This window comes from Streptosporangium sp. NPDC002524 (genome assembly GCF_040295985.1).
Taxonomy (GTDB): Bacteria; Actinomycetota; Actinomycetes; order Streptosporangiales; family Streptosporangiaceae; genus Streptosporangium.
This window is the reverse complement of sequence record NZ_JBEOWK010000051.1, coordinates 1-24,641: the sequence shown is the minus strand read 5'-3', so window position 1 is coordinate 24,641 and position 24,641 is coordinate 1. Positions and strand designations below refer to the sequence as shown.

Annotated in this window: 19 protein-coding genes and 1 pseudogene; 10 read left to right on the top strand and 10 right to left on the bottom strand. The window is 73.5% G+C overall.

Annotation, left to right across the window (positions count from 1 at the left end; genetic code table 11):
• The 3 genes and pseudogenes from ABT053_RS42510 to ABT053_RS42500 form a co-directional block, all read left to right on the top strand.
• A pseudogene (locus ABT053_RS42510) lies at positions 1 to 375 on the top strand (hypothetical protein); the annotation flags it as partial.
• A gap of 490 nt (positions 376 to 865) precedes the next feature.
• Positions 866 to 1,903, top strand: a complete 1,038-nt coding sequence (locus ABT053_RS42505; RefSeq protein ID WP_350977720.1) for an aldo/keto reductase — start codon at positions 866 to 868, stop codon at positions 1,901 to 1,903.
• 664 nt (positions 1,904 to 2,567) lie between these two features.
• On the top strand, positions 2,568 to 4,019 hold the full coding sequence (locus ABT053_RS42500; RefSeq protein ID WP_350977718.1) for an alpha/beta hydrolase: 1,452 nt from the start codon (positions 2,568 to 2,570) through the stop codon (positions 4,017 to 4,019).
• 36 nt (positions 4,020 to 4,055) lie between these two features.
• Here ABT053_RS42500 and ABT053_RS42495 read toward each other — a convergent pair whose 3' ends face one another.
• From ABT053_RS42495 to ABT053_RS42485, 3 genes are read right to left on the bottom strand one after another with little or no spacing between them, the layout of a single operon-like run.
• Positions 4,056 to 4,913: an ABC transporter permease gene (locus tag ABT053_RS42495; protein WP_350977717.1), complete on the bottom strand. Its 858-nt coding sequence runs from the start codon at positions 4,911 to 4,913 to the stop codon at positions 4,056 to 4,058.
• Positions 4,910 to 5,911: an aliphatic sulfonate ABC transporter substrate-binding protein gene (locus ABT053_RS42490; protein ID WP_350977716.1), complete on the bottom strand. Its 1,002-nt coding sequence runs from the start codon at positions 5,909 to 5,911 to the stop codon at positions 4,910 to 4,912. The genes ABT053_RS42495 and ABT053_RS42490 overlap by 4 nt, the downstream gene beginning before the upstream one ends.
• Entirely contained in the window at positions 5,908 to 6,705 is a 798-nt protein-coding gene (locus tag ABT053_RS42485) for an ABC transporter ATP-binding protein (RefSeq protein WP_350977713.1), read from the bottom strand. The genes ABT053_RS42490 and ABT053_RS42485 overlap by 4 nt, the downstream gene beginning before the upstream one ends.
• A 425-nt stretch (positions 6,706 to 7,130) precedes the next feature.
• Between ABT053_RS42485 and ABT053_RS42480 the strand changes: the two genes are divergently transcribed.
• Together ABT053_RS42480 and ABT053_RS42475 are read left to right on the top strand one after the other, a co-directional pair.
• The gene (locus ABT053_RS42480) at positions 7,131 to 8,354 is read left to right on the top strand and encodes an SfnB family sulfur acquisition oxidoreductase (RefSeq protein WP_350977712.1); all 1,224 of its coding nucleotides are present in this window, start codon (positions 7,131 to 7,133) and stop codon (positions 8,352 to 8,354) included.
• A gap of 40 nt (positions 8,355 to 8,394) precedes the next feature.
• Entirely contained in the window at positions 8,395 to 9,552 is a 1,158-nt protein-coding gene (locus tag ABT053_RS42475; protein ID WP_350977710.1) for an LLM class flavin-dependent oxidoreductase, read from the top strand.
• A gap of 208 nt (positions 9,553 to 9,760) precedes the next feature.
• Here ABT053_RS42475 and ABT053_RS42470 read toward each other — a convergent pair whose 3' ends face one another.
• From ABT053_RS42470 to ABT053_RS42460, 3 genes are all read right to left on the bottom strand, one after another.
• Positions 9,761 to 10,240, bottom strand: a complete 480-nt coding sequence (locus tag ABT053_RS42470) for a carboxymuconolactone decarboxylase family protein (protein WP_350977707.1) — start codon at positions 10,238 to 10,240, stop codon at positions 9,761 to 9,763.
• Positions 10,241 to 10,343: 103 nt separating this feature from the next.
• Positions 10,344 to 11,795: an MFS transporter gene (locus ABT053_RS42465; RefSeq protein WP_350977704.1), complete on the bottom strand. Its 1,452-nt coding sequence runs from the start codon at positions 11,793 to 11,795 to the stop codon at positions 10,344 to 10,346.
• Between the two features lie 9 nt (positions 11,796 to 11,804).
• Positions 11,805 to 12,131 carry a hypothetical protein gene (locus ABT053_RS42460; protein WP_350977702.1) on the bottom strand — a complete coding sequence of 109 codons (327 nt, stop codon included), beginning with the start codon at positions 12,129 to 12,131 and terminating at the stop codon, positions 11,805 to 11,807.
• 142 nt (positions 12,132 to 12,273) lie between these two features.
• Between ABT053_RS42460 and sigJ the strand changes: the two genes are divergently transcribed.
• Positions 12,274 to 13,161 carry an RNA polymerase sigma factor SigJ gene (gene sigJ / locus ABT053_RS42455; RefSeq protein WP_350977700.1) on the top strand — a complete coding sequence of 296 codons (888 nt, stop codon included), beginning with the start codon at positions 12,274 to 12,276 and terminating at the stop codon, positions 13,159 to 13,161.
• Positions 13,162 to 13,624: 463 nt separating this feature from the next.
• Here sigJ and ABT053_RS42450 read toward each other — a convergent pair whose 3' ends face one another.
• Complete coding sequence (locus ABT053_RS42450) at positions 13,625 to 14,452, bottom strand: MBL fold metallo-hydrolase (protein ID WP_350977698.1); 828 nt, start codon at positions 14,450 to 14,452, stop codon at positions 13,625 to 13,627.
• 88 nt (positions 14,453 to 14,540) lie between these two features.
• Here ABT053_RS42450 and ABT053_RS42445 point away from each other — a divergent pair, with 88 nt between their 5' ends.
• Positions 14,541 to 15,140 (top strand): CGNR zinc finger domain-containing protein, encoded by a 600-nt coding sequence (locus ABT053_RS42445; RefSeq protein ID WP_350977695.1) that lies wholly within the window; start codon positions 14,541 to 14,543, stop codon positions 15,138 to 15,140.
• Between the two features lie 122 nt (positions 15,141 to 15,262).
• On the opposite strand, the gene ABT053_RS42440 is transcribed toward ABT053_RS42445, so the two are convergent.
• Both ABT053_RS42440 and ABT053_RS42435 read right to left on the bottom strand, forming a co-directional pair.
• On the bottom strand, positions 15,263 to 16,006 hold the full coding sequence (locus tag ABT053_RS42440; protein WP_350977693.1) for an alpha/beta fold hydrolase: 744 nt from the start codon (positions 16,004 to 16,006) through the stop codon (positions 15,263 to 15,265).
• A 305-nt stretch (positions 16,007 to 16,311) separates the two neighbouring features.
• The gene (locus ABT053_RS42435; protein WP_350977692.1) at positions 16,312 to 17,337 is read right to left on the bottom strand and encodes a helix-turn-helix transcriptional regulator; all 1,026 of its coding nucleotides are present in this window, start codon (positions 17,335 to 17,337) and stop codon (positions 16,312 to 16,314) included.
• A 169-nt stretch (positions 17,338 to 17,506) separates the two neighbouring features.
• Between ABT053_RS42435 and ABT053_RS42430 the strand changes: the two genes are divergently transcribed.
• Together ABT053_RS42430 and ABT053_RS42425 are read left to right on the top strand one after the other, a co-directional pair.
• Positions 17,507 to 18,265 carry a DeoR/GlpR family DNA-binding transcription regulator gene (locus ABT053_RS42430; RefSeq protein ID WP_350977690.1) on the top strand — a complete coding sequence of 253 codons (759 nt, stop codon included), beginning with the start codon at positions 17,507 to 17,509 and terminating at the stop codon, positions 18,263 to 18,265.
• A gap of 16 nt (positions 18,266 to 18,281) precedes the next feature.
• Positions 18,282 to 19,451, top strand: a complete 1,170-nt coding sequence (locus ABT053_RS42425; RefSeq protein WP_350977689.1) for an MFS transporter — start codon at positions 18,282 to 18,284, stop codon at positions 19,449 to 19,451.
• 224 nt (positions 19,452 to 19,675) lie between these two features.
• On the opposite strand, the gene ABT053_RS42420 is transcribed toward ABT053_RS42425, so the two are convergent.
• Entirely contained in the window at positions 19,676 to 23,317 is a 3,642-nt protein-coding gene (locus ABT053_RS42420; RefSeq protein WP_350977687.1) for an AAA family ATPase, read from the bottom strand.
• 83 nt (positions 23,318 to 23,400) lie between these two features.
• On the opposite strand from ABT053_RS42420, the gene ABT053_RS42415 reads away from it, so the two are divergent.
• Positions 23,401 to 24,423, top strand: a complete 1,023-nt coding sequence (locus ABT053_RS42415; RefSeq protein ID WP_350977685.1) for a GTPase family protein — start codon at positions 23,401 to 23,403, stop codon at positions 24,421 to 24,423.
• Positions 24,424 to 24,641 lie beyond the last annotated feature (218 nt).

The window sequence follows — 24,641 nt, the reverse complement described above, 5'->3', positions numbered from 1 at the left end:
GGCCAGGTCATCGGCTTCTCCCTCACCTGGCCCGGCCAGGAACACGGCCCCCTGTGGATCACCGGCGACACCGTCCACCACCGCGCCCTGCGCCGAGCCGCCACCCGGATCCAGCCCGGCACCGTCCTGCTGCACCTGGGCGCCGTCGCCTTCCCCCTCACCGGACCGCTGCGCTACTCCATGACCGCACGCCAGGCCGTACGCCTGTGCGAGACCATCACCCCGCACACCATCCTGCCGGTGCACTACGAGGGATGGCAGCACTTCCGCCAGGGCCGCGACGGCATCGAACACGACCTGCTGGGGGCACCGGAGCAGATCGGCGGCCGGTTCCGGTGGCTGCCGCCCGGCAGGGCGGAGGAAGTGCGGCTCTAGCCCACCTCCCACTCCTTCCACCGCCATGACGTGGACGCCGCAGACGTGGACGCCGTAGACGGGGCCGCCGTGAACGAAGCGCTGTGGACGACCGCGGTGTGAACGGACGCGCTGTAGACGGACGCGCGCCGGGGGCACACGGTCGCGGGGGGACGAGCGCCGGGATGTCGTGTCCGGACGCGGAGCCGGGATCGTGGCCCTGTCAGGGCTGGTCTCACCGCGGCCTTCTCGGACGCGGTCCCGGCTGCCAGGCTCGACCCCATGAGCGCGTTCACCGACGGCGAGACCACGTACCCGACCGGCCACCGGCCGGACTCCGGGAACACGGGTCCCGCGAGGTCGTCGTGGAAGGCGGCTCCGTGAGGGTAGGTGACGACGCCACGCTTCGGCGCCGCACCGGCGCGTGCGAGGCGAAGTACGGCCCGGGCGGGCGTTCACCCGTCCCCTGAGCACGGCCCTCACGAACATCGACCACCAGGAAGGATCCTCTTTGCGTTACCGACCGCTGGGCCGGACCGGGCTGCGGGTGTCCGAGCTGTTCTTCGGCGCGATGACCTTCTACGAGCGCGGCGGCTCCGGCGTGCCTCAGGAGTACCGGGCCATGCTCGACACCTACGCCGAGGCCGGGGGCAACGTCATCGACACGGCCTCGGCGTACGGCGAGAGCGAGGAGATCCTCGGCGAGCTCCTCACCGGCCGCCGCGACCACTTCGTCGTCGCCACCAAGTACACGCTCTCCCGCGACCGCACCGACCCGAACGCCGCCGGCAACCACCGCAAGAACCTCACCCTGTCCCTGGAGCGCAGCCTGCGGCGGTTGCGGACCGGCCACATCGACCTGTACTGGGTGCACCTGTGGGACCGCCACACCCCGGTGGAGGAGACGATGCGGGCACTGGACGACGCCGTACGCGCCGGGAAGATCCTCTACGTGGGCATCTCCAACGCGCCGGCGTGGCTGGTCAGCCGCGCCAACACCCTGGCGGAGTGGCGGGACTGGACGCCGTTCGCGGGGCTGCAGGTGCCGTACAACCTGCTCAGGCGTGACGTCGAGCGGGAGCTGCTGCCGATGGCCGAGGCGTTCGGGATGAGCGTGGCCGCGTGGGGGCCGCTCGCCGGGGGCGTGCTGTCCGGGAAGTTCACCGGCCGGGCGGCCGCGGAGGCGGGCGGGGCCACCCGGGTCGATCCCGGCTCCCTCACCGCGCGCGACCACGCGGTCGCGGGTGCTGTACGGGAGGTCGCGGGCGACCTGGGCGTCACGGCGGCCCAGGTGGCGATCGCCTGGACCCGCGCCCGTTCGGCCGCCGTCCACCCGATCGTCGGCGCGAGGGACGTCGAGCAGCTCACCGACAACCTGGGCGCGGCCGACGTCGTCCTCCCCGAGGAGGCGGTCCGGCGCCTGGAGTCGGCGACGGGGTTCGAGGTGGGGTACCCCGGTGACTTCATCGCCGAGTGCGAGGCCAGTCCGGGGGTGTTCGGCGAGGCGCCCACGGAGCCCCGCGTCCGGTCGCGGCTCTCCTGGCCGTAGGTCTCCGGGAAGGCGCCGTCCCCCCGGGGGCCGCCGTCATGCCCGCCACGCCGTACGGCGGGCGGGTCCGGTCCGGTCCGGCGGGGACTCGGGGGCGGCCCCGTCGGGACGGGCATCGTGGGCGCGTCCGCGGTCCGGGGCCCGGAACTCGACCTGGCGGCCCGGCCGCCGCTGTTCGTCATCCGCGTCCTGCCCGGCAGCCCCGCCGCCAGGGCCGGTGTCAAACCCTGCGACATCGGCATACCGCCGTTCGCCGGGGAGAAGGTGAACCAGGGCTTCGTCGAGGCCATCGCCTCCGGCTCGCTACGGCTCACCCTCAAACGCGTTCCTCCTCGACGGCGGCAGCGTCCTGCTGCTGCCCAGGGTCAGGCACCCCGGCCCCGACCGCGAGATCATCGACACGATCGGCGTGCCGGTCGACCACCACGCTCCCCCGACCGCCCTCGACCTGGCCACCGGGCGCGACCTGGGCGTGTCCAAGGCGCTCTCGCTCCTGTAACCCGCGCACCTCGGCCTCACTCCTGCAGCCCGCGTGCCCCGGCCCGCGGGGCGTGTCCGGCCGGCTCGGACCCGGTGCCGTCCGGTTTCCTGTCGACCGGCCGTCGATGCCGAACTATCTTCGTCACGAGGGCCGACGCACGCGCGTTCCCGGGAGGCGGAGCTGATGCGATCGATCAGGTGGACCGTTTCGGTGCTCGCCCTGCTGCTGGGCGGCCTGGTCGTCGTGCCGTCTCCCGCGTCGGCGGTGCCGGCGATCTCCTGGCGGCCGTGCGCGGAGGACCGGACGGCCGAGTGCGGGTCGGTGAGCGTGCCGGTGGACTGGGAGCGCCCGGACGGCGGCAGGATCGAGATCGCGGTGGCCCGGCGCAAGGCGACGGACCAGGCCCGCCGGGTCGGCTCGCTGGTGTTCAACCTCGGCGGCCCCGGCATCGGGGGCGTGAGCGAGACCGTCAACGCCACCGAGAACTTCTCGGCGGAGTTGCTGGAGCGGTTCGACCTCATCGGCTTCGACCCCCGGGGCGTCCGTGGCAGCCGGCCGGTGCTCTGCCCGGCGGGAGTGCCCAACTATCCGGGCGTTCCCGCCACCGCCGAGGAGTACCGCCTGATGCTGGCCGGGCTGAACGCCTACGACAGGGAGTGCCGCCGGTTGTCCGGGCCGGTGTTCGACCACGCCGACACCATGAGCGTGGTGCGTGACGTCGACGCCATCCGCGCCGCTCTGGGGGAGCGGAAGATCTCCATGTACACGCTGTCGTACGGCACGCTGCTCGGCCAGCGCTACGCCGAGCTCTTCCCGCACAGGCTGCGCGCGCTGGTGCTGGAGGGGAACCTGGACCACAGCCTTCGCCGGCCGTCGAGCTTCCTGACGGCCAGGGCCCGCACGGCGGAGCAGGCGTTCCAGAGGTTCGCGGACTGGTGTGCGGGGCCGCGCTCCGGCTGCGCCCTCAGCGGGCAGGACGTGGCGAACCTGCTCGGCGAGCTGATGACGCGGGCGGAACGCGGAGAGCTCCGCGATCCGGACTTCCCCGACTTCACGCTCCCGCCGGAGTGGCTGGCGGGCATCGTCGAGTCCTACGCGGCGACCCCGTCGTGGTGGCGCCGGCTGGAGGAGTACCTCGCGGCCCTGAAGGAGCAGGCCGCGCCGCCCGCCGCACGGGTCGCGGCGCCGCCCGAGACCGTGGAGGACGCGTACAGCGCGATCTTCTGCGCGGACTTCCGCTGGCCGATCCGTGACTTCGGCGAGCTGACGCGGCTTCGCGACGCCGTACGTCGGGCGGCCCCGCGCCTGCGGTGGACCGGGACCGGCTGGAGGGACGTCGTGGGGTGTCAGGGGCGCGACATCACCACCCGCAACCCGCAACGCCCCTACCGTTTCCGGGACGACACGCCACCGGTCCTACTGGTGAACGGCCGCTACGACGTCGCCACCCCGCACGAGTTCGCGGTGACGGTGTCACGGCGGATACCGCGCAGCGTGCTGCTCACCTACGAGGGCGTGGGCCACTGGACCTACGACCTCAGCCCCTGCGCCCGTGCGGCGATCGACCGCTATCTCCTGACCCTGGCCCTGCCCCGGCCTCGCGCGACCTGCCCCGCCGTGCCCTTCACCGGCTGAGACACCGCCCGGGCTCGCGGCCGGTCTCGCGGCCGGTCAGAACCTGTCCTGGACGACGCGCCGCTCGACCAGGCCCAGTACGGCGTCGGCGGCCTTGCCGAGCAGGGCGAGCAGCAGGATGGACAGCAGGAGGATGTCGGTGCGGCCGGTGTTCTGGCTGTCGATCAGCAGGAAGCCCAGGCCCATCGAGGAGGCGATGAGCTCGGCGGCGACCAGGAACAGCCACCCCTGGGCGAGCCCCAGCCGGAGTCCGGCGAACACCGCGGGCGCGGCGGAGGGGAGCCGGATCCGGACGAGCAGCCGCACCCCGCGCAGGCCGTACGCCCGCCCGGCCTCCACCAGGTGCGGATCGACGTGCGTCAGGGCCGTGAACACCGTGGTGTAGACGGGGAAGAACGCGCCGATCGCGACCAGCACGATCTTGGGTCCCTCGCCGATGCCCAGCCAGAGCACCAGCAGCGGCACCCAGGCCAGGGAGGGCACCGCGCGCAGCGCGGCGACGCTGGGCGACAGCAGGGCCCTGACCGGCGCCGACAGGCCGACGGCCGCGCCGAGCGCCAGGCCGAGGCAGGCTCCGGCGGCGAAGCCGAGCAGCACCCGCTGCCCGCTGATCGCGACGTGCAGCCACAGCTCGCCCCGCCGTACCAGCTCGCCCAGCGCGGCGAGCACGGCCGAGGGCGGCGGCAGCTGACTCTGGGTGAAGAGCCCGGCGGCGGTGGCCGCCTGCCAGGCGGCGAGCGCGGCCACCGGCACCAGCAGCCCGGCGGCCGGCCCGGCCCAGCGCGGCCCGGAACCGGGTCGTTTCCTACGGCGGCCGGGGGCGGCGTCCTCCGCTTCTCCCGCGGTGTCCCCCGTGCCGGGGTCCGGGGAGCGCCTCCGGGTGACGAGGCTCACGACGAGCTCGCCTTCTGGGCGAAGGCGGGTTCGAACAGCGAGTCGAGCGCGGCCCTGGCCTCCTCCTCGGAGCGCACCTGGTTCTCCGCGACGAGGGTCGGCAGGATGCGCTCCAGGACGGCGCGCTGGTCGGCCCCCGGCACCGGGCTCAGGCCGAACTCGGTCCGCTCCTTCAGCACGACCCCGGCGACCTCGGGCGTCAGCTTGGCCTCCCGCGCCAGCAGGGCGACCGTCTCGTCCGGGTGCTCGCCGACCCACTCGCGGGCGCGCTCGTAGGCGTTGGCCACGGCCTGTACGAGGTCCGGGTGCTCCTTGACGAAGTCCTCGCGGGCGTTGAGGAAGCCGTAGGAGTTGAACGAGGGCTCGCGGTGGACGAGGGTCGAGCCGGACTCGATCTGGCTCTGCGCCATGAGGGGGTCCAGGCCCGCCCACGCGTCCACGTCGCCGCGCTCCAGCGCGGTCTTGCCGTCCGCGTGCTGCAGGTTGACCACCTCGACGTCCGTACCGGCCAGGCCCGCCGCCTTCAGCGACTGGAGCAGGAAGAAGTAGGGGTCGGTGCCCTTGGTGGCGGCGATCCTCTTCCCCTTGAGCTGGGTCACCTTGGTGATCGGCGAGCCCTTCGCCACCACGAGGGCCGCCCACTCCGGCTTGGTGTAGACGGTGACGGCCTTGATGGGCGTGCCGTTCGCGCGGGCCTGCAGCGCGGCGGCACCGGCGGTGGAGCCCAGGTCGATGGCGTCGCCGCGCAGGTTCTCGTTGGCCTTGTTGCTGCCCGCCGACAGCACCCAGGTGACCTTGGTGCCCTTCAGGCCCTGCTCCAGCCAGCGCTGCTCGCGGATCACCAGGCTGAGCGGGTTGTAGTAGGCGTAGTCGATCCGCAGCTCCCCCGCGGCCGGGGCCGCGGCGGTGGCGTCCTCGCCCGCGACGCAGCCGGTGGCCAGGCTCGCGAGCAGGACGGGCAGCAGGACGGCGCGCGGGAGGGCACGGCGGGAGATCATCGGGTGGGCTCCTTGACGGCGGAGGGGGCGAAGGGGGCGGGGGGACGGGGGACGCCGAGGCGTTCCAGCAGGTCGGCGCGGAGGGCGGCGAGTTCGGGGTGGCCCCGGTCCCGGGGGCGGGGGTGCGCCACGCCGAGCGTGGTCACGACCGTGGCCCCCTCCCGCCCGGCCTGGCCGCCGAGCAGGACCACGCGGTCGGCCAGGTGCAGCGCCTCGTCGACGTCGTGGGTGACGAGCAGCACCGTGGTGCCCGATTCGCGCTGCACGTCGGCGAGCAGGTCCTGCATGCGCAGCCGGGTGAGCGCGTCGAGGGACGCGAACGGCTCGTCGAGCAGCAGCACCCCCGGCTCGCGGGCGAGCGCCCTGGCCAGGGCCGCGCGCTGGGCCATGCCGCCCGAGACCTGCCGGGGCCGGTGCCGGTGGAAGCGTTCCAGGCCGACCACGTCCAGCCAGCGGCGCACCACCTGACGGCCGGTGGCCCTGCCGGTCGCCCTGGGCAGGCCGAGGGCGACGTTGTCCGAGAGGTCGAGCCACGGCAGCAGCCGGGGTTCCTGGAAGACCACGGCGCACCGCTCGTGCACGTCCCGTACGGCGGCGCCGTCCACGAGCACCTCGCCCCGCGTCGCCCGGTCGAGCCCGGCCACCAGCCGGAGCAGGGTGGACTTGCCGCATCCCGACGGCCCCAGGATCGCCACGATCTCCCCTGGTGAGACGTCCAGGTCGACGTCGCGCAGGACGACGTGGTCGTCGAACGCGCGGCCGACCTCGCGCAGGGCGACGCCCGCCGCGTTCACCGCCCGCTCCGGGCGGGCAGGACGGTCACGGGAACGGCCCGGACGGGCTCACGAGCATGGGGTTCTCCTCCGGCGCCATCCACATCAGATAATACCTATATAAAAAGGAGGAAAAGTGGGAAAATGTCAACTCCTCCCCCACCGGCCGACGATCACGAGGCTCGCCGGCGATCCGGGGAGACCGCGCGAGGGCCCGCGCGCCCGGGATGCGGACACACGGCGCGGCGCGCGGTGAACGGGGTGACGCGCGAGTGATGTACGGGTGACGTACGGGTGACGCGCGGCGCGTCACGCCTCCGCACGCGGTGCCCCGATCACCCGGCTCGCCGCCCCGCTGTCACCGACCGGCCACCAAAGCGGATATTGTCTACCATTTATGCAGGAATTAGGGTGATCCTAACCTGACACGCAGAACGGACACCAGTATGAGTATCGACAGCACAACGCCCCAGGCTGCCGGCCTGCCGGGGGCGCATGTGATCGCCGATGACGCGGAGGCGGTCGCCACGGCTCGCGCGCTGGCGGCCGAGTTCGCGCCCGGCGCCGCCGAGCGCGACGCCGGGCGGCTGCTGCCCGTCGCGGAACTGGACCGGCTCTCCACGAGCGGGCTGCTCGCGATCACCGTGCCGCGCGAGCACGGCGGCGCGGAGGTGAGCGCGCGGACCCTCGCCGAGGTGGTGCGCCTGCTGGCCGCCGCCGACCCGAACATCGCGCAGATCCCGCAGAGCCACTTCGTCTACGTCAACGTGCTCCGCCGCCAGGGCACCGCCGAGCAGCGCAAGTTCTTCTTCGGCGAGGTGCTCGCGGGCGCCAGGCTCGGCAACGCGCAGTCGGAGGCCGGCACCAAGAACGTGCAGGACTACCGCACGCGGCTGGTGCCCGACGGCGAGGACGGCTTCCTGCTGCGAGGGGTGAAGCACTACAGCACCGGCGCCCTGTTCGCGCACTGGATCCCGGTGCTGGCCCGGCGCGAGGACGAGACGCTGCACGTGGCGTACGTGCCCAGGGACGCCGACGGGCTGACGGTGATCGACGACTGGGCCGGGATGGGCCAGCGGACCACGGCCAGCGGCACCGTGCGCCTCGACGACGTGCGCGTGCCCGCCGGCCGCGTGGTGCCCCACCACCTGACGTTCACCGGGCCGCAGCTGCACGGCGCGGTCGCCCAGCTCCTGCACGCCGCGATCGACGTGGGCATCGCCGGCGGCGCGCTCGCGGAGACGCTGGAGTTCGTCCGCACCAAGGCGCGGCCCTGGTTCGAGAGCGGGCTGGACAGCGCCGCCGAGGACCCGCTCGTCATCCAGCGCGCGGGCGAGCTGACGATCAAGGTACGCGCCGCCGAGGCGCTCCTCGCCGCGGCCGGCCGGGAGGTGGACACCGCGGCGGCGGACCTGACAGAGGAGTCCGCCGCCGCCGCGTCCATCGCGGTGGCCACCGTGAAGGCGTACGTCGACCCGGTCGCGGTCGAGCTGGGCAGCGCGGTCTTCGAGCTGGGCGGCACCCGCTCCAGCCTGGACGGGCTCAACCTGCACCGCCACTGGCGCAACGCCAGGACGCACACGCTGCACGACCCGGCCCGCTGGAAGGTCCAGCACATCGGCCGCTACGCGCTCAACGGGCAGCTCCCGCCCCGCCACGGCCTGCTCTAACCCATCTCGCCAGAAGACCGCGACCGACGACGGAAGTGCCATGACAAACCTGACGTTCCACTGGTTCCTCCCCACCTACGGTGACAGCCGCGACATCGTCGGCGGCGGCCACGGCCTGCCCGCAGGTGCGGCCGGCGGCGCCCGCCCGGCCACGCTCGCCTACCTGCGGCAGATCGTGCACGCCGCCGAGCAGCTCGGCTTCGTCGGCGCGCTGACCCCGACCGGCGCGTGGTGCGAGGACGCCTGGCTGACCACGGCCATGCTCACCGAGACCACCGAACGGCTGAAGTTCCTCGTCGCCTTCCGGCCCGGCCTGGTCACGCCGACCCTGGCCGCGCAGATGGGCGCCACCTTCCAGCGGCACTCGGACGGGCGCCTGCTGCTCAACGTCGTCACGGGTGGCGAGAGCCACGAGCAGCGCGCGTACGGGGACTTCCTGGACAAGGACGCCAGGTACGCGCGGACCGACGAGTTCCTGCACATCGTGCGGGCGCTGTGGCGCGGCGAGAGCGTCGACTTCGCCGGGGAGCACCTGCGGGTCGAGGACGCGAGGCTGAACCGGGTCCCCGACCCGGTGCCGGACATCTACTTCGGCGGATCCTCCCCGGCCGCCGGCCGGGTCGCGGCCCGGCACGTGGACGCGTACCTCACCTGGGGCGAGCCGCCCGCGGCGGTCGCCGAGAAGGTCGACTGGGTGAACGGCCTGGCCGCGGCCGAGGGCCGCACGCTGCGGCACGGCATCCGGCTGCACGTGATCAGCAGGGACACCGGCGACGAGGCGTGGGCACAGGCCCGCAGGCTGCTCGACGGCATCGACCCGGCCACGATCGAGAAGGTGCAGGCGGGCCTGGCCCGCAGCGAGTCCGAGGGCCAGAAGCGGATGCTCGCCCTGCACGGCGGCAGCCGCGACGGGCTGGAGATCTCCCCCAACCTGTGGGCCGGGGTCGGGCTGGCCCGCGGCGGCGCGGGCACCGCGCTGGTCGGCAGCCACACCGAGGTGGCCGACCGGATCGAGGAGTACGCCCGCCTGGGCATCACCGAGTTCATCATGTCGGGCCATCCGCACGTGGAGGAGGCGTACTGGTTCGGCGAGGGGGTGCTGCCGATCCTGCGCGGTCGCGGGTTGTGGGAGCACCCCGACGCGGCGCCCGCGCACGAGCCGGCCTCGATCCCGTTCGCGTCCACCGGATCGAGCTGAGCGAGGCTCCGCCTCTCGCCGGGCCCGGTTCGAGCGGGCGTTCCGTGAGCGGGTGACCGGGGCCCGAGGGCCGACCGGACCGCCGCGTTGCCGGAGCCGGCCACCGGTGCGGACGGGCTCTCGGCCGAGTGGCCGGGCCCGGTCCTGATCCGGCCCCGGGCAGGGCGAGGTACGGGGTGCCGTGTCCTCGCCCTGGGCATTTCGGGTGTTACGCCCTCCACTGCTCCGCCGGCGACACACCCGGCAGCGGCTTGCCGATGAGGGCCAGGGGGAGGAAGAAGCAGACCTGGCCGATGGCCATGACGAGCGTGGCGAGCGCCTTGTCGTCGTAGTGCCCGGACGCCCTCGCGTACAGCTCGTCGGGGACGCGCTCGCCGGACGGGTTCGGGGTGAGCACGGATTCGACCAGTTCCAGCGCGACGCGTTCGGCGTCGGTGAAGTAGGGCGCGTCCCGCCAGGAGGCCACGGCGGCGATGCTCTCCTCCGTGGCGCCGGCCTTGCGGAGGTTGCCGGTGTGCAGGACGGTCAGGTACGTGCTGCCGGTGATCTGGCCGGCACGCAGCTGCAGCAGGCCGACGGTGGTCTGCGGGATCGTTTCGTTCCCGGTCGCCCTGTACAGGGCGCCGCCGATGTCCTTGAGCTCGGGGACGAGCACGGCGGGGTTGGGCAGGCGCGACTCGGTGGTCATGGCGGGGGTTTCCCTTCCGGGTTTCAAATGGTGGATCGTTGCTCTGATGGATCGCTGCTCTGACGGATCGCACGGGCGAAGGTGACCGGTGAGGCGGTCGATTTCACCCGGGCGTGCTGCCGAGGGTTTCCGGCGTGGGCCCGGTCTCCCGATTCCCGGGTCGAGGGCGCAGGAAGAGGACGGCGGTGACGATCGCGGCCAGGTAGAAGCCGCCCGCGCCGAGCATGCCGGCGGCGTAGCCGCTCGTCAGCGCGTCGCGCAGCGGGGTGCCGGCCGGTTGGCCCGTGGTGGCGGTGGCGGCGACGCCGGCCAGGACGGCCAGGCCGAGGGCGCCGCCGAGCTGCTGGCTGGTGTTGACCAGCCCGGAGGCGATGCCGGAGGCGCCTGGCGCGACGCCCCGCACGCCGCCGACGGTGGCGGCGACGAAGCCGATGCCCAGGCCGACGCCGCCGGCGAGCTGGGCGGGCAGGAGCACGAGCAGGGGGTGCTGGTCCGGGGTCAGCAGGCCGAACCAGCCCATCGCCGCGGCGGCCACCGCCATCCCCGTCGCCAGGACGATCCGGGTGGAGGCGCGGTTCTGCAGCCGAGGGCCGATGACGCCGGAACCGAGGCCGATGCCAATGGCGAACGGCAGATACGCCAGGCCGGTGATCATGGGCGAGTACTGCTTGATCGTCTGCATGTAGAGGGTGAGGAAGTAGAAGGTGGCCAGCTGCCCGGCGCCCATGAGCAGCATGACCAGGTTGGCGCCGAGCCTGCCGCGGTCGGCCAGCATCCCTGAGGGCAGCATCGGGCTGCGCGCGCCGCGCTGGACGAACGCGAACACCACGAGCAGCGCCACGGCGACCGCGCCGAAGGTCACCGTGAGCCCGTCGCCGGCGCCGTGCGAGCCGGCCCGGTTGATCGCGTACACCAGCGCGCCGAGGGCGAGCGTCACCGTGGCCGCGCCGGGCAGGTCGATTCGGCCGAGCTCGCGGGTGCCGGGCACCAGGGCGGATGTCCCGGCAAGGACCAGCAGTGCGATGGGGACGTTGACGAACATGATCCAGCGCCAGCCCAGGTATTCGGTGAGCGCGCCGCCCAGCAGCAGGCCGGCGACCGAGCCCAGGCCGCCCATCGCGCCGTACACGCCGAGCGCCCTGTTGCGTTCCGGCCCGGCGGGGAAGGTGTCGGCGAGCAGGGACAGCGCCGCCGGGGCGACGATCGCGGCGCCGACGCCCTGCAGTGCCCGGGCGGCGACCAGCATGGCCCCGTTGCCGGCCAGGCCACCCAGCAGGGACGCGGCCAGGAAGACGATCAGCCCGGCGCGGAACAGCCTGCGCCGGCCGAACAGGTCGCCGGCACGGCCGCCGGCCAGCAGCAGGCCGCCGAAGGCCAGGGCGTAGGCGGTGAGGACCCAGTCCAGGTCGGTCTCGGCGATGCCGAGCCCGGTTCCGATGACGGGCAGGCCCACGGTCACGATGGTGCCGTCCATCACCATCAGCAGTTGCGCGGCGGCTATCACCGGCAGTGCGAGGCCGCCTCTCCCGGGACGGGTGGCGTTGATCGAGGTCATGTCGGCTCCTCAGAAGGCGGTGGCGGCGCGGTGGAGAGCGGCGGCGAGCCGGTCGCGCTCGGGGCAGGACCGGCCGGATCCGGAACGGCGCCGGGTACAGCCGAAGGCGACGCCGCTGCGCGGGCCGGCGAAGGACCCGGAACCGGCCGGGCCGTCGCGGCCGGACGCGCCGGCGCCGAGGAACGCGTATCGCAGGCCCCTGGCCCGAAACCCGGGCGCGTGGTCGCCCTGGTCACCGCGGACCCGGCCGGCGCCGGTGGAGCGCGGTGGAGCGAACTCCTCGCGCACCCACTCGAAGCCGTCCGCGACCGTTCCGTGGACATCCATCCTGCTCATCGTCGGCAACCCTTCGCGAGTGAGTGTTGGTCGCCGGCATGACGGATGATCGGCGGGAAAGGTGACCGGTGTGTTCGCGGTCACCTTCGGCTGGTTCGATACGTCAGTGCTCTGACGTGGCCGAGCCGAGAGGAGGACGACCGTGACGCCCCATGACTTTCTGGCCGACCGGTTCCAGGGGCACCGTCCCCATCTGAAGGCGGTCGCCTACCGCATGCTCGGCTCGCTGAGCGAGGCCGAGGACGCGGTCCAGGAGGCATGGCTGCGGCTCGCGCGTTCGGACCCGGGTGACATCGGCAATCTCGGCGGCTGGCTGACCACCGTGGTCGGCCGGGTGTGCCTGGACATGCTCCGCGCCCGCAGGTCCCGGCGCGAGGAGTCGCTGGAGGAGCGCCTGCCCGATCCGGTGGTCAGCCGTGCGGATGCCGCCGATCCGGAGCAGGAAGTGCTGCTGGCCGACTCGGTGGGCCTGGCGCTGCTGGTCGTGCTGGAGTCCCTGACCCCGGCCGAGCGGCTGGCGTTCGTGCTCCACGACATGTTCGGCCTGCCGTTCGAGCAGATCGCACCCATCGTGGACCGCACCCCCGTGGCAGCCAAGAAGCTCGCCAGCCGCGCCCGTCGGCGCGTCCGCGGCGCGGCCCCGAACCCCGACCCCGACCTGGCCGGTCAACGCAGGGCGGTGGACGCGTTCCTGGCCGCCGCCCGCGGCGGCGACTTCGCCGCGTTGGTGTCCGTCCTCGACCCCGACGTGGTGCTGCGCGCGGACGGCGGGCTGGTCACCGGCGGCATGAAGGTCATCCGCGGCGCGGCGGCCGTGGCCGGACAGCTCGCCACCTTCCAGCGCATGGCCACCAGCGCCGTCACCCACCCGGCGCTCGTCAACGGCCTCGCCGGCCTGGTCAACACCATCGACGACCGGCTCGTCTCCGTCATGAGCTTCACCATCTCCGACGGCAAGATCGCCACAATCGACATCCTGTCCGACCCCGACCGGCTGGCCCAGTTCAACCTCACCCGCCTGGAGCCGTGAAACCCGACCCGGTCGACACCCCGTCGCCGACGCGCACCGCGTCACCGGTGAGGGGTGTCACCGGGCATGAGAGCGCCCTCCGCCTCCAGCCTCCCGCCGTCCGGCCTCCGGGGAGGATGAGTGCGGAGATCGGCGGTCGCGATGATCATGGTTTGCCGTCGCAGAAGGGGTACGTCGGCTGCGACGGCGTGGATCCCGTCCCGGAGGCCCGGACTCGCCGGTGAGAAGACCGGGATCCGGCGGCCCGACGTCGGTGACCTCCGCCCGCCAGATCACGCCGTGTTGCCGGAATCACCCAGGGCTGCTTCGGGGCTGGGGCCACGTTCGGGAGAAGACCCTCGATGCCGCGCGACGCGGGCCTCGTGCTGTTCGGGGCCCGCGTCGCGCGGGAGAAGGCTCCGCACGCCACCCCGGCCGGCGTTCCGCTCGCTCCCGGCCCCGGTCCTGGTCCCGTCGCCGCCGGTCACCCCAGGCCGGCCAGACCGCTCCGACTGCCCCCATCGCCCCGGTCGCCCAGGTCCAGGCGGTCGATCAGCCCGGCGGCGGTGAAGGCGGCCACCAGGTCGTCGCGGCCCTCGGTGAAGTGCGCCCAGCTGTCGTAGTGGACGGGAACCACCCGGCGGGCGCCGAGGATCCCGGTGGCCTCGGCGGCCTGGGCGCTGTCGAGGACGATCGGCGCGCCGTCGAAGAGGGCGGGGAAGCGGGGAGCCCCGGCGAAGAGAACGGCGGTGTCCACCGGGCCGAAGTGCCCGGCGATCTCCTTCACCGCGTCGAGCGAGGCGTTGTCACCGCTGACGTAGACCGTGGGCAGACCCTCACCGGTCAGGACGAATCCGACGACCTGACCGGTGACCGGCTCGACCTCCTCGCGCGCGCCGGGCCCGTGGACGGCGGGCACGCCCGTCACCGTGACCGTGCCGCCGCCGGGACGGTCCAGCTCGACCGGCTCCCAGTCGGCCAGTCCCCTGGCCCCGCCGCCCAGACGCCGCCCGCCGTCAGGCGTGGTGAGGGTGAGCGGGACGTCGGAGAGCAGGGCCCGGCCGGAGTCGTCGAGGTTGTCGGGGTGCTCGTCGTGGGAGAGCAGGACCGCGTCGACGCGGCCGAGGTCGGCGGGGCCGCCGGAGGAGGGCGCGGTCTTGGTCAGGACCCTGCTGCCCTCCCTCGGGTAGTCGCCGGGCGCGTCGAAGGTGGGGTCGGTGAGAAACCTTAGGCCTCCGTACTCGAAGAGGGCGGTCGGGCCGCCGAAGACGCGGACGGGAACCTGCTCATGGGGCGTACCGGCAGCGGCCACGGAGAACTCCTCACGGATGAATGCTTGGCTATCCGTGAAGGACGGTAGTTGTTTCTCACGGATGAGTGCAAGTCGTACCATGAGATCCATGAGCGATCCCCCGACCGCCGAGTCCCTCCCCCCGCCCGCGCCGGGGGCGGAGCGCCATCTCGCCCTCGACTTCGTCAACAGCGCCCTCGCGCTGCCCGGCGGGCACGTCGTCGACCTCCTCGGCACCCCCGAGGCGGCGACCCGGTGGCTCGCGGGACACGGCCTCGCTCCGGCCGGCGTGGGCCTGCGGGAGATGTGCACGACGCAACTGCGCTCGATGCGCGAGCACCTCAGGGCGTTGTTCGCCGCCCGCGTCGAGGGGCTTCCCGCCCCGCCCGCCGCCCTGTCCGCCGTCAACGACGCGCTGACCAGGATCCCCACGGCCGGCCTGCTGCGCTGGGACGACAGGACCGGCCCCTACCGCGCGGCCCCGCATCCCGTCGACGAGATCCTCGACCACGCCCTGGCGACCCTCGCGGCCAACACGGCCGACCTCCTCACCGGCCCCGACGCCGAGCGCCTCACCGCCTGCGGCTCCGCCCCTTGCAACCGCTATCTGCTGCGCCACGGCCGCCGCCACTGGTGCTCCACCCGCTGCGGCGACCGCGCCCGCGCCGCCCGCGCCTACGCCCGGCGCACCAGGCCGGAGGCGGGCTGACGAACGCCCCGCCGCACGTGGCGACCGGCCCGTATCTCGTCGTGACGGGCCGTGACGGGCGGCCACGGCCGTTTGGCCGGGAGACCGGGGGCCGGGAGATGGGCTTCGACCCGGGGCGCGGATCAGGTGAGGTGTTCGAGGATCAGGGCGGTGATCTCCTCCGGGCGCTCCATGCTCGGCAGGTGCCCGGCCCACTCCAGGTGCACCGCCCTCGCCGAGGCCAGCTCCTTGGCCAGATGGCGGGCCGTCATCTGGAAGTAGGGCAGGTCATGGGCGCCGCTGACCACCAGGGCGGGCATGGTCACCCTGGTCAGATCGATCTCCCACTCCAGCTGTGACGGCTCGGGGTCGGCGGCGAGCTGGACCTCGAAGGCGTGGCGCTGCATGGCCGTCTGCCGGGCGCGGGTCTCCTCATCGGCCTCGGGGCCGAGCCAGGTGCGGGTGTTGAGCTCGGCGGCGGCCTCGACCTCCCCCGCCGCCAGCAGCCGGTCCTCCTCCTCGCCGAACGCGGTGAGATCGGGCGTGGGCTCCAGCCCGTAGCCCGCGTTGAGCAGCACCAGCCGGGAGACCAGGTCCGGATGGGCGGTGGCCAGCTGCAGCGCGACCCGGCCGCCGTAGGAGGCCCCGACCAGCGCGGCCCTCTCCACCGCGAGCGCGGCGAGCAGATCCGCCACGTCGCCGGGATCGGAATAGGGGGTCTCGGAGGCGTACGGCGTGCGGCCGTAACCTCGCAGGTCAGGCCGGATCACTCGGAAGCGGGCGGTCAGCGCCTCCCACTGCGGGTCCCACATCCGCGAGTCCGCGGCACTGGAGTGCAGCAACACCACGACGTCGCCCGCTCCCCCGTCGTCGTAGGCGAGCGTCATCGGACCACCGGAAATCGAGGGGCGCCCTCGGTGAGCAGAAACATCCGGCCATTGTCGCGATCACCCCCGGTGCTCGCAACCGGTTAACACGCGCGCGCGTACGACCTCGCGCGACCGGGTCCGGGAACGGACGGGGCGGGGTCTCAGGGCAGGCCGACAGACCGGCGAGCCAACGGACCAGGGGCCAGTCCGGAACGAACCACACGGCCGAGACGAACCGGAGCAGGAACAGGAACAGGCGAGACCGGCCCGGATCGGCCGGGAGGGGGAACAGGGACAGGCGCGGCGGGCCGAACCGGCCGGGATCAACCGGCGTCGGCACCCGCACCCGCGCCGGTGCCTGTGCCTGTGCCTGTGCCTGTGCCGTACAGCGTGGCGAGGCCGGCGACGGTGGTGGCCATCCGCTCGCGCAGCTCGGGCGGCTCCAGCACCTCGATGTCGGCGCCCAGGCGCAGCAGCTGCCAGTGGGCGTGCATGGTGGACTCGGTCGGCAGGCGCAGCACGACCCAGCCGTGCTCGTCGGGCGGTTCCGCCTTGGCGAGCGCGGCCTCGACGATCTCGGCGCCCACCGTGTGGCTCAGCATCCCCTCGATGCCGGGCGCCATCCGTACCACGGCCTCGCCGGTGTGCATCCGCTCGCGGAAGTCGGCGGCGTAGGCCTGCCAGAAGGCGTGCAGGTCGAAGTCGGCGGGGCGCTCGAAGTGTCCCGCCGCGAGCTCGGCGCTCACGATCCGCGACACCCGGTAGGTGCGCGGCCCGCCCTCCCCGGCGACCGCCACCATGTACCACGCCCCGCCCTTGAGGACCAGCCCGTACGGGTGGGCCAGCCGCTCGACGTCGCAGGGACCCCAGCGCCGGTAGGTCATGCGCAGCGGCCGCTGCTCCCACACCGCTTCTGAGACCTCCCCGAGGAAGGGGGCCGGGTCGGCGTCGCGGTACCAGCCGGGGACGTCCAGGTGGAAGCGCTCACGCATCCGGGCGGCGTGGAAGCGCGGCTCGGGGGGAAGCGCGGCGAGCATCTTCAGCTCGGCGTTGGCCGCGACCTCGGCCAGCCCCAGATCGGCGGCCGGACCGGGCAGCCCGGCCAGGAACAGCGAGGACGCCTCCGCGGCGGTCAGGCCGTTGAGCCGGGTGCGGTAGCCGTCCAGCAGGCGGTATCCGCCGGCCGGGCCGCGGTCGGCGTAGACCGGCACCCCGGCCGACGACAGCGCCTCCACGTCGCGGTAGACCGTGCGGACGGAGATCTCCAGCTCCTCCGCCAGCTCGGTGGCCGTCATCCGTCCCCGGGTCTGCAGGAGCAGCAGGAGTGAGAGCAGCCGGCTCGCGCGCATGAGAGCCATTGTCCCGCACGTCCGTCCGCCGTCCATCCGCCGTCCATCCGCACGTCCGCCCCCGTACGCCCGCTTCGCATGTCCGCCCGCACATCCGTCCCATGCCGTTGTCCTGCACGGTCGTCCCGCCCGTTTGCCAATCTCACATGCTCCGTGTTCAAATGAACATGTGGAAAGCAACAATCGCATTCGCGCGATCATGTCGGCGCTGCGAGCCAGCGACGTCGTCTCGGTCGCGGAGCTGGCGGTCGAGCACGCCGTGTCGGAGATGACCATCCGCCGCGACCTCGACGAGCTCGCCCAGCAGGGCGTGGTCCGGCGCGTCAGGGGCGGCGCGGTGAGCCTGCTGCTGCGCGGCGACGAGCCGCCCTTCGGGGTGCGCGAGCGCGAGGCGGTGGAGGCCAAGCGGCGGATCGCCGCCGAGGTCGCGGCCCTGCTCGCCGACGGTGAGGCCGTGCTGCTCGACAGCGGCACCACCTCCCTGGAGATCGCGCGCGTGATCCGCGACCGGCGCCTGACGGTCCTGCCGCTCTGCCTGCAGTCGGCCACCGAGCTCAGCGCGGCCCCCCGGATCCGCCTGGTGCTCCCCGGGGGCGAGGTCCGTCCGGGCGAGCTGAGCTTCACCGGCCCGCTGACCGAGAGCGCCATCCGCTCCCTGCGCTTCGACACCGCGGTCATCGGCTGCTGCGGCCTGTCCGCCGAGCACGGCCTCACCGCCCACGACCTCTCCGACGTCGCCGTCAAACAGGCGGCGATCGCCTCCGCCCGGCGCGTGATCGTGGCCACCGACTCCGGCAAGTTCACCCGCACCGCGTTCGGCGCGGTCTGCCCGCTGGACCGCCTCGACATGGTCGTCACCGACACCGCGCTGCCCCCCGCCGAGCACGACGCCATGATCGCGGCGGGCGTCGCCGTCCGCACCGTCTGACTGGAGCCCCTCCCCCATGCACGTCACCACCCTCGACCGGGCCGCGCTGCTGCGCGGCCGGGTCGCGGTCTACCTGCTCTTCCTGCTCTCGGGCATGGCCATCGGCACCTGGACGGCACGCATCCCGTCGATCAAACAGGGATTGGGGCTGAGCGAGGGCGAGCTCAGCCTCGGGCTGCTCGGCATCGCCGCCGGGGCGATCGCCGGCATGCAGGTGGTCGGCCGCCTGGTCGACCGCTACGGCAGCGTCAAGGTGATGCTGCCGATGGCCTTCGCCCAGAGTCTCGTGCTGGTCCTGCCCGCCCTCATGCCGAACCTGGCCGGCCTCGCCGTCGCGCTGTTCGCCTTCGGCGCGGTGCACGGCACGCTGGACGTGGCGATGAACGCCAACGCCGTCGAGATCGAGCAGGCCGTCGGCCGTCCGATCATGTCGTCCTTCCACGCCGTGTTCAGCATCGGCGGCTTCCTCGGCGCGGCCGCAGGAGGGCTGCTCGCCCAGGCCGCCCTCAGCCCGGGGGCGACGTTCACCGTGGTCGCCGCCGTGATCGTCACACTCGCGGTCTGGGCCGCCCGCTGGGCGCTCTCCCTCACCGCGCCCTCCGCCCCCACCGGGACCGGACCGGCGACCGGCGGGGGTGGCGGGGTGCTGCTGCTGGGTGTCCTGGCCTTCTGCTGCATGATCGGCGAAGGGGCCGCGGCCGACTGGAGCTCGGTCTACCTGAGCGAGAGCCTCAACAGTTCCGACGGGTTCGCCGCGGCCGCCTACGCCGCCTTCTCGATCATGATGACCGCGGGCCGCCTCGCCGGTGACAGACTCGCCATCCTGCTGGGGCCGGTCAACCTGGTCCGCGCGTGCGGGGCGCTCGCCGCCTCCGGGCTCGGCCTGGGCCTGCTCGCCGACCACCAGATCGCCGCGGTGATCGGTTTCGGCTGCTTCGGGGCCGGCCTGTCCTGCATCGTCCCGCAGGTCTTCTCCGCGGCCGGCAGGCGCGACCCAGCTCGGGCCGGGAAGGCGCTGGCCCGGGTGGCGAGCCTGGGCTACGTGGGATTCCTCAGCGGGCCCGTGCTGATCGGCGGCGCCGCCGAACTGGTCGGCCTGCCCCGCGCGCTGGCCATCCCCGCCCTGCTGGCTCTTTTCGTGGCTCTTGCGGCGAGGGCGCTCAGGACCCCGCCCTTTACAAAGTAGATCAGATACGGATACGGATCACAGCGGCTCGGGGCACGAAACGCGGATCACAGGCCGCGGCAGTGGGGACGCGGGGACACAGAGCGCAGGGGCGCGGCACCGGGAGTACGGGGTCCCGAGTCACGGAGCCACAGAGCCGCGGGATTCCGGGAGCGCCGGGCACCGGGAGCGCGGGGTCACGGAACCACGGAACCACGGAACCATGGGGTCCCGGGAGCGCGGGGTCACAGCAGGGCCAGTGCCTGGGCGGCGACCCCGGCCATGCCCAGGCGTTCGGCCAGGCGCAGCGCGCGGCGGAGCAGCTGCGCGGCCTCCCCCGGGCCGGTCTCACCCGGGCTCTCCTCCCCCGGGCCGCTCTCCCCCGGGCCGCTCTCCCCTGAGTCGGTCTTCCCTGAGTCGGTCTTCCCCGGGGTGGGCGCGCCGTCCCGCAGGCGCAGCGCCCTGGCGCGGTCGAGGTGGAGGTGCGCGATCAGCGGTGAGGCGGCGCCGGCGAGCGGGAGCGCCTCGTCGAAGCAGCGCAGCGCCTCCTCGGCGTCCCCCTCGGCCAGCGCGAGCAACCCGAGATAGCGGTCCGTCGGCCCCAGCAGGACGGTGGGCCACCCGGCGAGCGCGATCTGCCCCCGGTGGGCCGACAACCGCTCCCGTACGAGGGCGGCGCACCGTGACAGCTCGGGATCGCCGTGGCCCGCCTCGACGAGGAGCGCGCACGACTCGGCCAGCAGGGCGAGCGTCGGGACCGACCACCCGTCGGGCGGCAGCGCGCCGAGCTCGGAGGTCTCGCGGAAGAACGCCCGCAGCCGGTCCCTCGCGTCCTCGTGCCCGCCGATCTCGCAGAGCGCCAGGACGAGCGCCGCGCGCCAGATCGGGAAGTACTCGTACCCGGCCACCTGCCGGGCGAGCCCGGAGCCGAAGAGCTCCCCCAGCCGTCCCTGCTCGCGCAGCAGCCAGTAGTGCTGCCCGATCAGGGTCTGCCGCAGGGTGTCGGCGGACACCGCCCCGCCCTCCCCCGCCTTCTCGAGACTTTCGAGCTGCCTCCACTCGGCCAGGACGCGCTCCTCGGCGCGGCCGAACTCCCCGTGCCACACGTCCATCAGCGTGTCGAGGGTGGTCTGCAGCCAGGGGCCGAAGACCCGGTGGTTGCGCGCGACGTGCCTGCGGTGACCGGCCACGGTGGCGGCGGCCTCTCTCAGTCGGCCCAGCCTGAGCTGGTCGATCGTGAGGGCGACCATGGCCTCGCTGCGGAAGTGCGCGGACGCGGCCTGGATGCTCGCCTCCTGGAGCCGCTCGGCGATGCCCAGCAGTTCTTCGGGGGGCGCGAAGTCGTACAGGCCCCATCTGCACTCGTTCAGCACCTCGCAGCGGATGAGCGGCCCGGCCCCCGACTCCTCCAGCTCGCGCAGCGTCGCGCGGGCCAGCTCCACCCCGGGCCGCAGGCCGGCGTACGTGGGGTCGAGGCTGTCGCTGACCGCCATCGTCTGCTTGTGGGCGAGGTGTGCCTGCAGCTGCAGGCGCAGCGGCACCGCCTCGCCGCCGGTGTCGTCGCGGAGCGCCTCCAGGCTGCCGCTCAGCACGTGCAGCAGCTGCCGGTCGGCCTGCCCGGGGTCCGACCAGCGGCGCGCCAGCCTGATCGCCGCCACCGCCGCGAGCCTCGGCAGCTTCTCGGCGTCGCGGTGGGCCCGCAGGTACTGGAGTTCGGCCTCCCGCAGGTCACCGGCGTCGTTGCGGGCGTCCCCCAGCGTGACGAGCAGGCTCACCCGGGTCTCGGCGTCGCACCGCAGCCCCAGCCCGGCCAGCGCCCACGCGATCGCCGCCTCGGTGGCGAAGCCGCGCTGCTGCGCCCGCGCGGCGCCGAGGCAGGCCGCGGCGACCCGTTCCTGGGGCAGCCCGCTCCCCGAGGAGCGGGCGTGCTCGGCGACGCGCACCGGCAGCGCCGGGTCGATCCAGCCGTCCCCGGTCGTCCGCGCCAGGCGCTCGTCCAGGATCTCGAACGCCCGGCGGTGCAGCTCCATGGCGAGTGCCGGGTGGCGTTTCAGCTCCTGGAGCAGGCTCTCCCTGGCCGTGTCGTGGCCGAAGCGCAGCCCCTGGTGGTCCAGGATCGTCCCGGTCGTCACGGCCACCGCGCGCCTGCGGTTCGCCTCCTGGGCGTCGAGGTCGAGCATGCCCGCGACGAGGTCGGGGTCGATCTCCCGGCCCAGGGCGGTGACGGCCGCCGCGGCGAGCCAGCGGAACATCGGGCTGGAGGCGGTGTCGTGTCGCGGGAGGTCGCGGGGAAGGTCACCGGTCTCGGTGATCCGGCACAGGTCCAGCGGCAGCCCTCCGGTCTCGTCCACGGCCCTGCCGGTCTCGGCACGGGTCGGTTCGCGGCCCCAGGTCGCGCCCAGCCATTCGGCCACCTCCTCGGCCCCCAGCCGGGACAGGGCCAGCACGTCCATCCGCCCGTGCCAGCGCGACGGCTCGGAGCGGTCGGTGAGCACGAAGCCGACGGGGGCGTCCCCGAGGGCCTCCCGCACCTTGTGCAGCAACTCCTCGGCGTCGGAGCGGAGCAGGTGGGCGTCGTCGAAGGCGACCAGGAGACCGGCGCCGGCGGTCAGGCGCAGCAGGGAGACCAGGAGGGCGACCAGCCGCCTCGGGTCGCGTTCGTGGCCGGGCCCGCCGAGCGAGACGAACAGGCCCGCCGACATCAGCCCCTCCAGCGTCTCGCGTTCCTCGGCGCCGATCGGGACGGCCGGGCCCGCCAGGTCGCGCCGCAGGTCCTCCCAGAGGGTGCCGACCAGCAGCCGCCACGGCTGCAGGTCGCCGAGCTCCTGGCAGGGGACGGTCACCATGCGCACCCTGGGGGGCAGCAGCACGGCCAGCTCCTCCACCAGCCTGGTCTTGCCGACCCCGGGGACGCCGCAGACGGCCAGGGCGACCGGCTCACCGCGTTCGAGCCGCCCGGCCAGCGCGGAGAGCAGCAGGACCTCGTCCCGGCGGCCGATCAGGGCGCGCGGGCCGCCGTGGCCGTAGGCGCGGGCGGCGGGGGACGGCGACGGCGGGCGGCCGAGGCCGTGCCCGCGCAGGGCGAGCAGGTCCTGGGCCCGGCTCACCGCGTCGTCGCCGGGAGAGATCGCGCGGCGCCGCTCGATCAGCTCCCTCGCGGTGACCGCTCCCTCGTCGCGCAGGGTGATGAGGAAGCGCAGCAGCCACAGCGGGCCGCTGTCCTCCTGCCCCTCGGCGGCGACCTCACCGGTGTCCCCGGTGAGGAAGGCCGCGTCGCCCAGCAGGTCGAGCCGGATGGCGACGCGGGCGACGAGCCGGATCAGCTCCCGGCGCCGCTCCCGCAGCGCGGCGTGGTAGCTCTCGCAGACGCTGGGCGGGATCCACCCGCCCGCCAGCGACGCGAACGGGTCGCCGGACCACTCCCCGAGGGCCTCCCGCAGCGTCCGCAGGGACGCGGCGAGGTCGCCCCGCTCCAGCAGGGTCCGCCCGTCGCGCAGGTACGCCTCGAACCTGCGCGTGTCGACGGTGGCGGCGAGGCGGCCCGGCGCGTCCTCGACCAGCTGGTAGACGTGCGAGCGCCTGGCGCGCGGGATGTCCAGCCCGCTGCCGCGCAGCAGCCCGCGCAGCCGCGAGACGGGTGGCGCCACCTCCACGTACCTGTCCGCGGAGGGTTCCGACAGCCCGGCGGCCAGGGCGGCCGGGGAGATCGGGCCGCGGGCGGAGACCAGCATGGCCAGCGTCTTCGCCAGCTGCGGGTTGATCTCCTGCGGCACCCCGTCGATCACGATGTCCACGGCACCGAACAACCTGATCTCGAAGCTCGCCACGTTCACCGCCCGGGGGATCGTCTCGTGTCTTTCCGGCGACGGCTCCGGCTGCAAGGTCATCGCAAGGTTGTCCGCCCCATTGTGGACACGAGCGCGGAAAGCAGCGAGAAGCGCTCGACAACGATGTCACAGGAGACCACCGCATGGCCAAGATCGAGGATTTTTCCATCGGCCCGCCGGGCGACGGCCCGCGGAGAAAGGCCAGGGAGAATGTCCGGCGCGAGCGAAGTGCCGAATCAGATAAACCACTAAGTGTGGCAATAATGGGACAAACGGGAGTAGGTAAGACGTCGCTCCTGAATTGCCTGTTCGGCACCGATCTCGCCGTCGGCCACGTCCGGCCGGTCACCCGGAGACCGGAGCCGGTCTCGGTACCCGGCACCTCCGGCCACATGCTGACCTTCTGGGACATGCCGGGGATCGGGGAGTCCAGCGCCGCCGACGAGACCTACCTCGCCATGTACCTGGAGCGGCTGATCCAGTGCGACGTCGTCGTCTGGGCCTTCCACGCCGACAGCCGCTCCACCGCCTACGACGAGCAGTGCCTGAACGGGCTGCTGGACGGCGTCGCGGTCGAGACGCGGCGGCTCATCATGAGCAAGCTGACCTTCGTCCTCACCAAGGCCGACACGCTCACCCCACCCCCGTGGATCTTCGACATGCGCGGGGAGCGGGGCACGTTCGGCCCCGGCGGGGCGCTCCTGCGCCGCCTGGAGGAAAAGGCCGCCTACTACGAGAGCGTCTTTCTCGAATCCCGCGAGGACATCCTCCTCACGAGCACCTACGGCACCGGGGAGTTCACCGTCTCCGACGAAAGGCTCGGCTTCGACCGGCGCGGCGTCCACTATCGCGGCTATTTCTCACAGAAGGTGTGCGACGCGTACTCGGAGCGTTATCCGGCGCATCGGGAGGTTTTCTCCCGTCTGCGCGACAATCACCGCGTACTGCCATGTTCGGCGCTTTTCAGGTTCAATCTCACGCGGCTGATGACCGGCGTGGTGAACAGGCTCGGCCCCACGGCCGTCTTCCGTTTCCAGCGCCTGCTGCGGGACGTGGACGAGCTCACCGGCGTGCCGGTGGCCACGGCGCGCACGTACGGAAACCTGATGATCTGGGACGGCGAGCGCGGCACCAAGGCGTTCGACCTCACCGAGATCTCCCTCTGAGGACCCGCGAGCACCGGGCCCTCGGCAGGCGACTCGCCCTGGCCGCGGAAGGGACCCGCGGCCCGGATGACGGGACGCTCCCGGCATGCCGTTCGGGAGGGAGTTCGAGGAGGAGGGAGAAGGGGGGTGGCCGCGCGCGACGGCGTCCCGCCGGGAGGGGAGACCCGGCGGGACGGGAACCTCGCGGGTGGCCGGCGCCGCCTGACCGGCCGGACGGG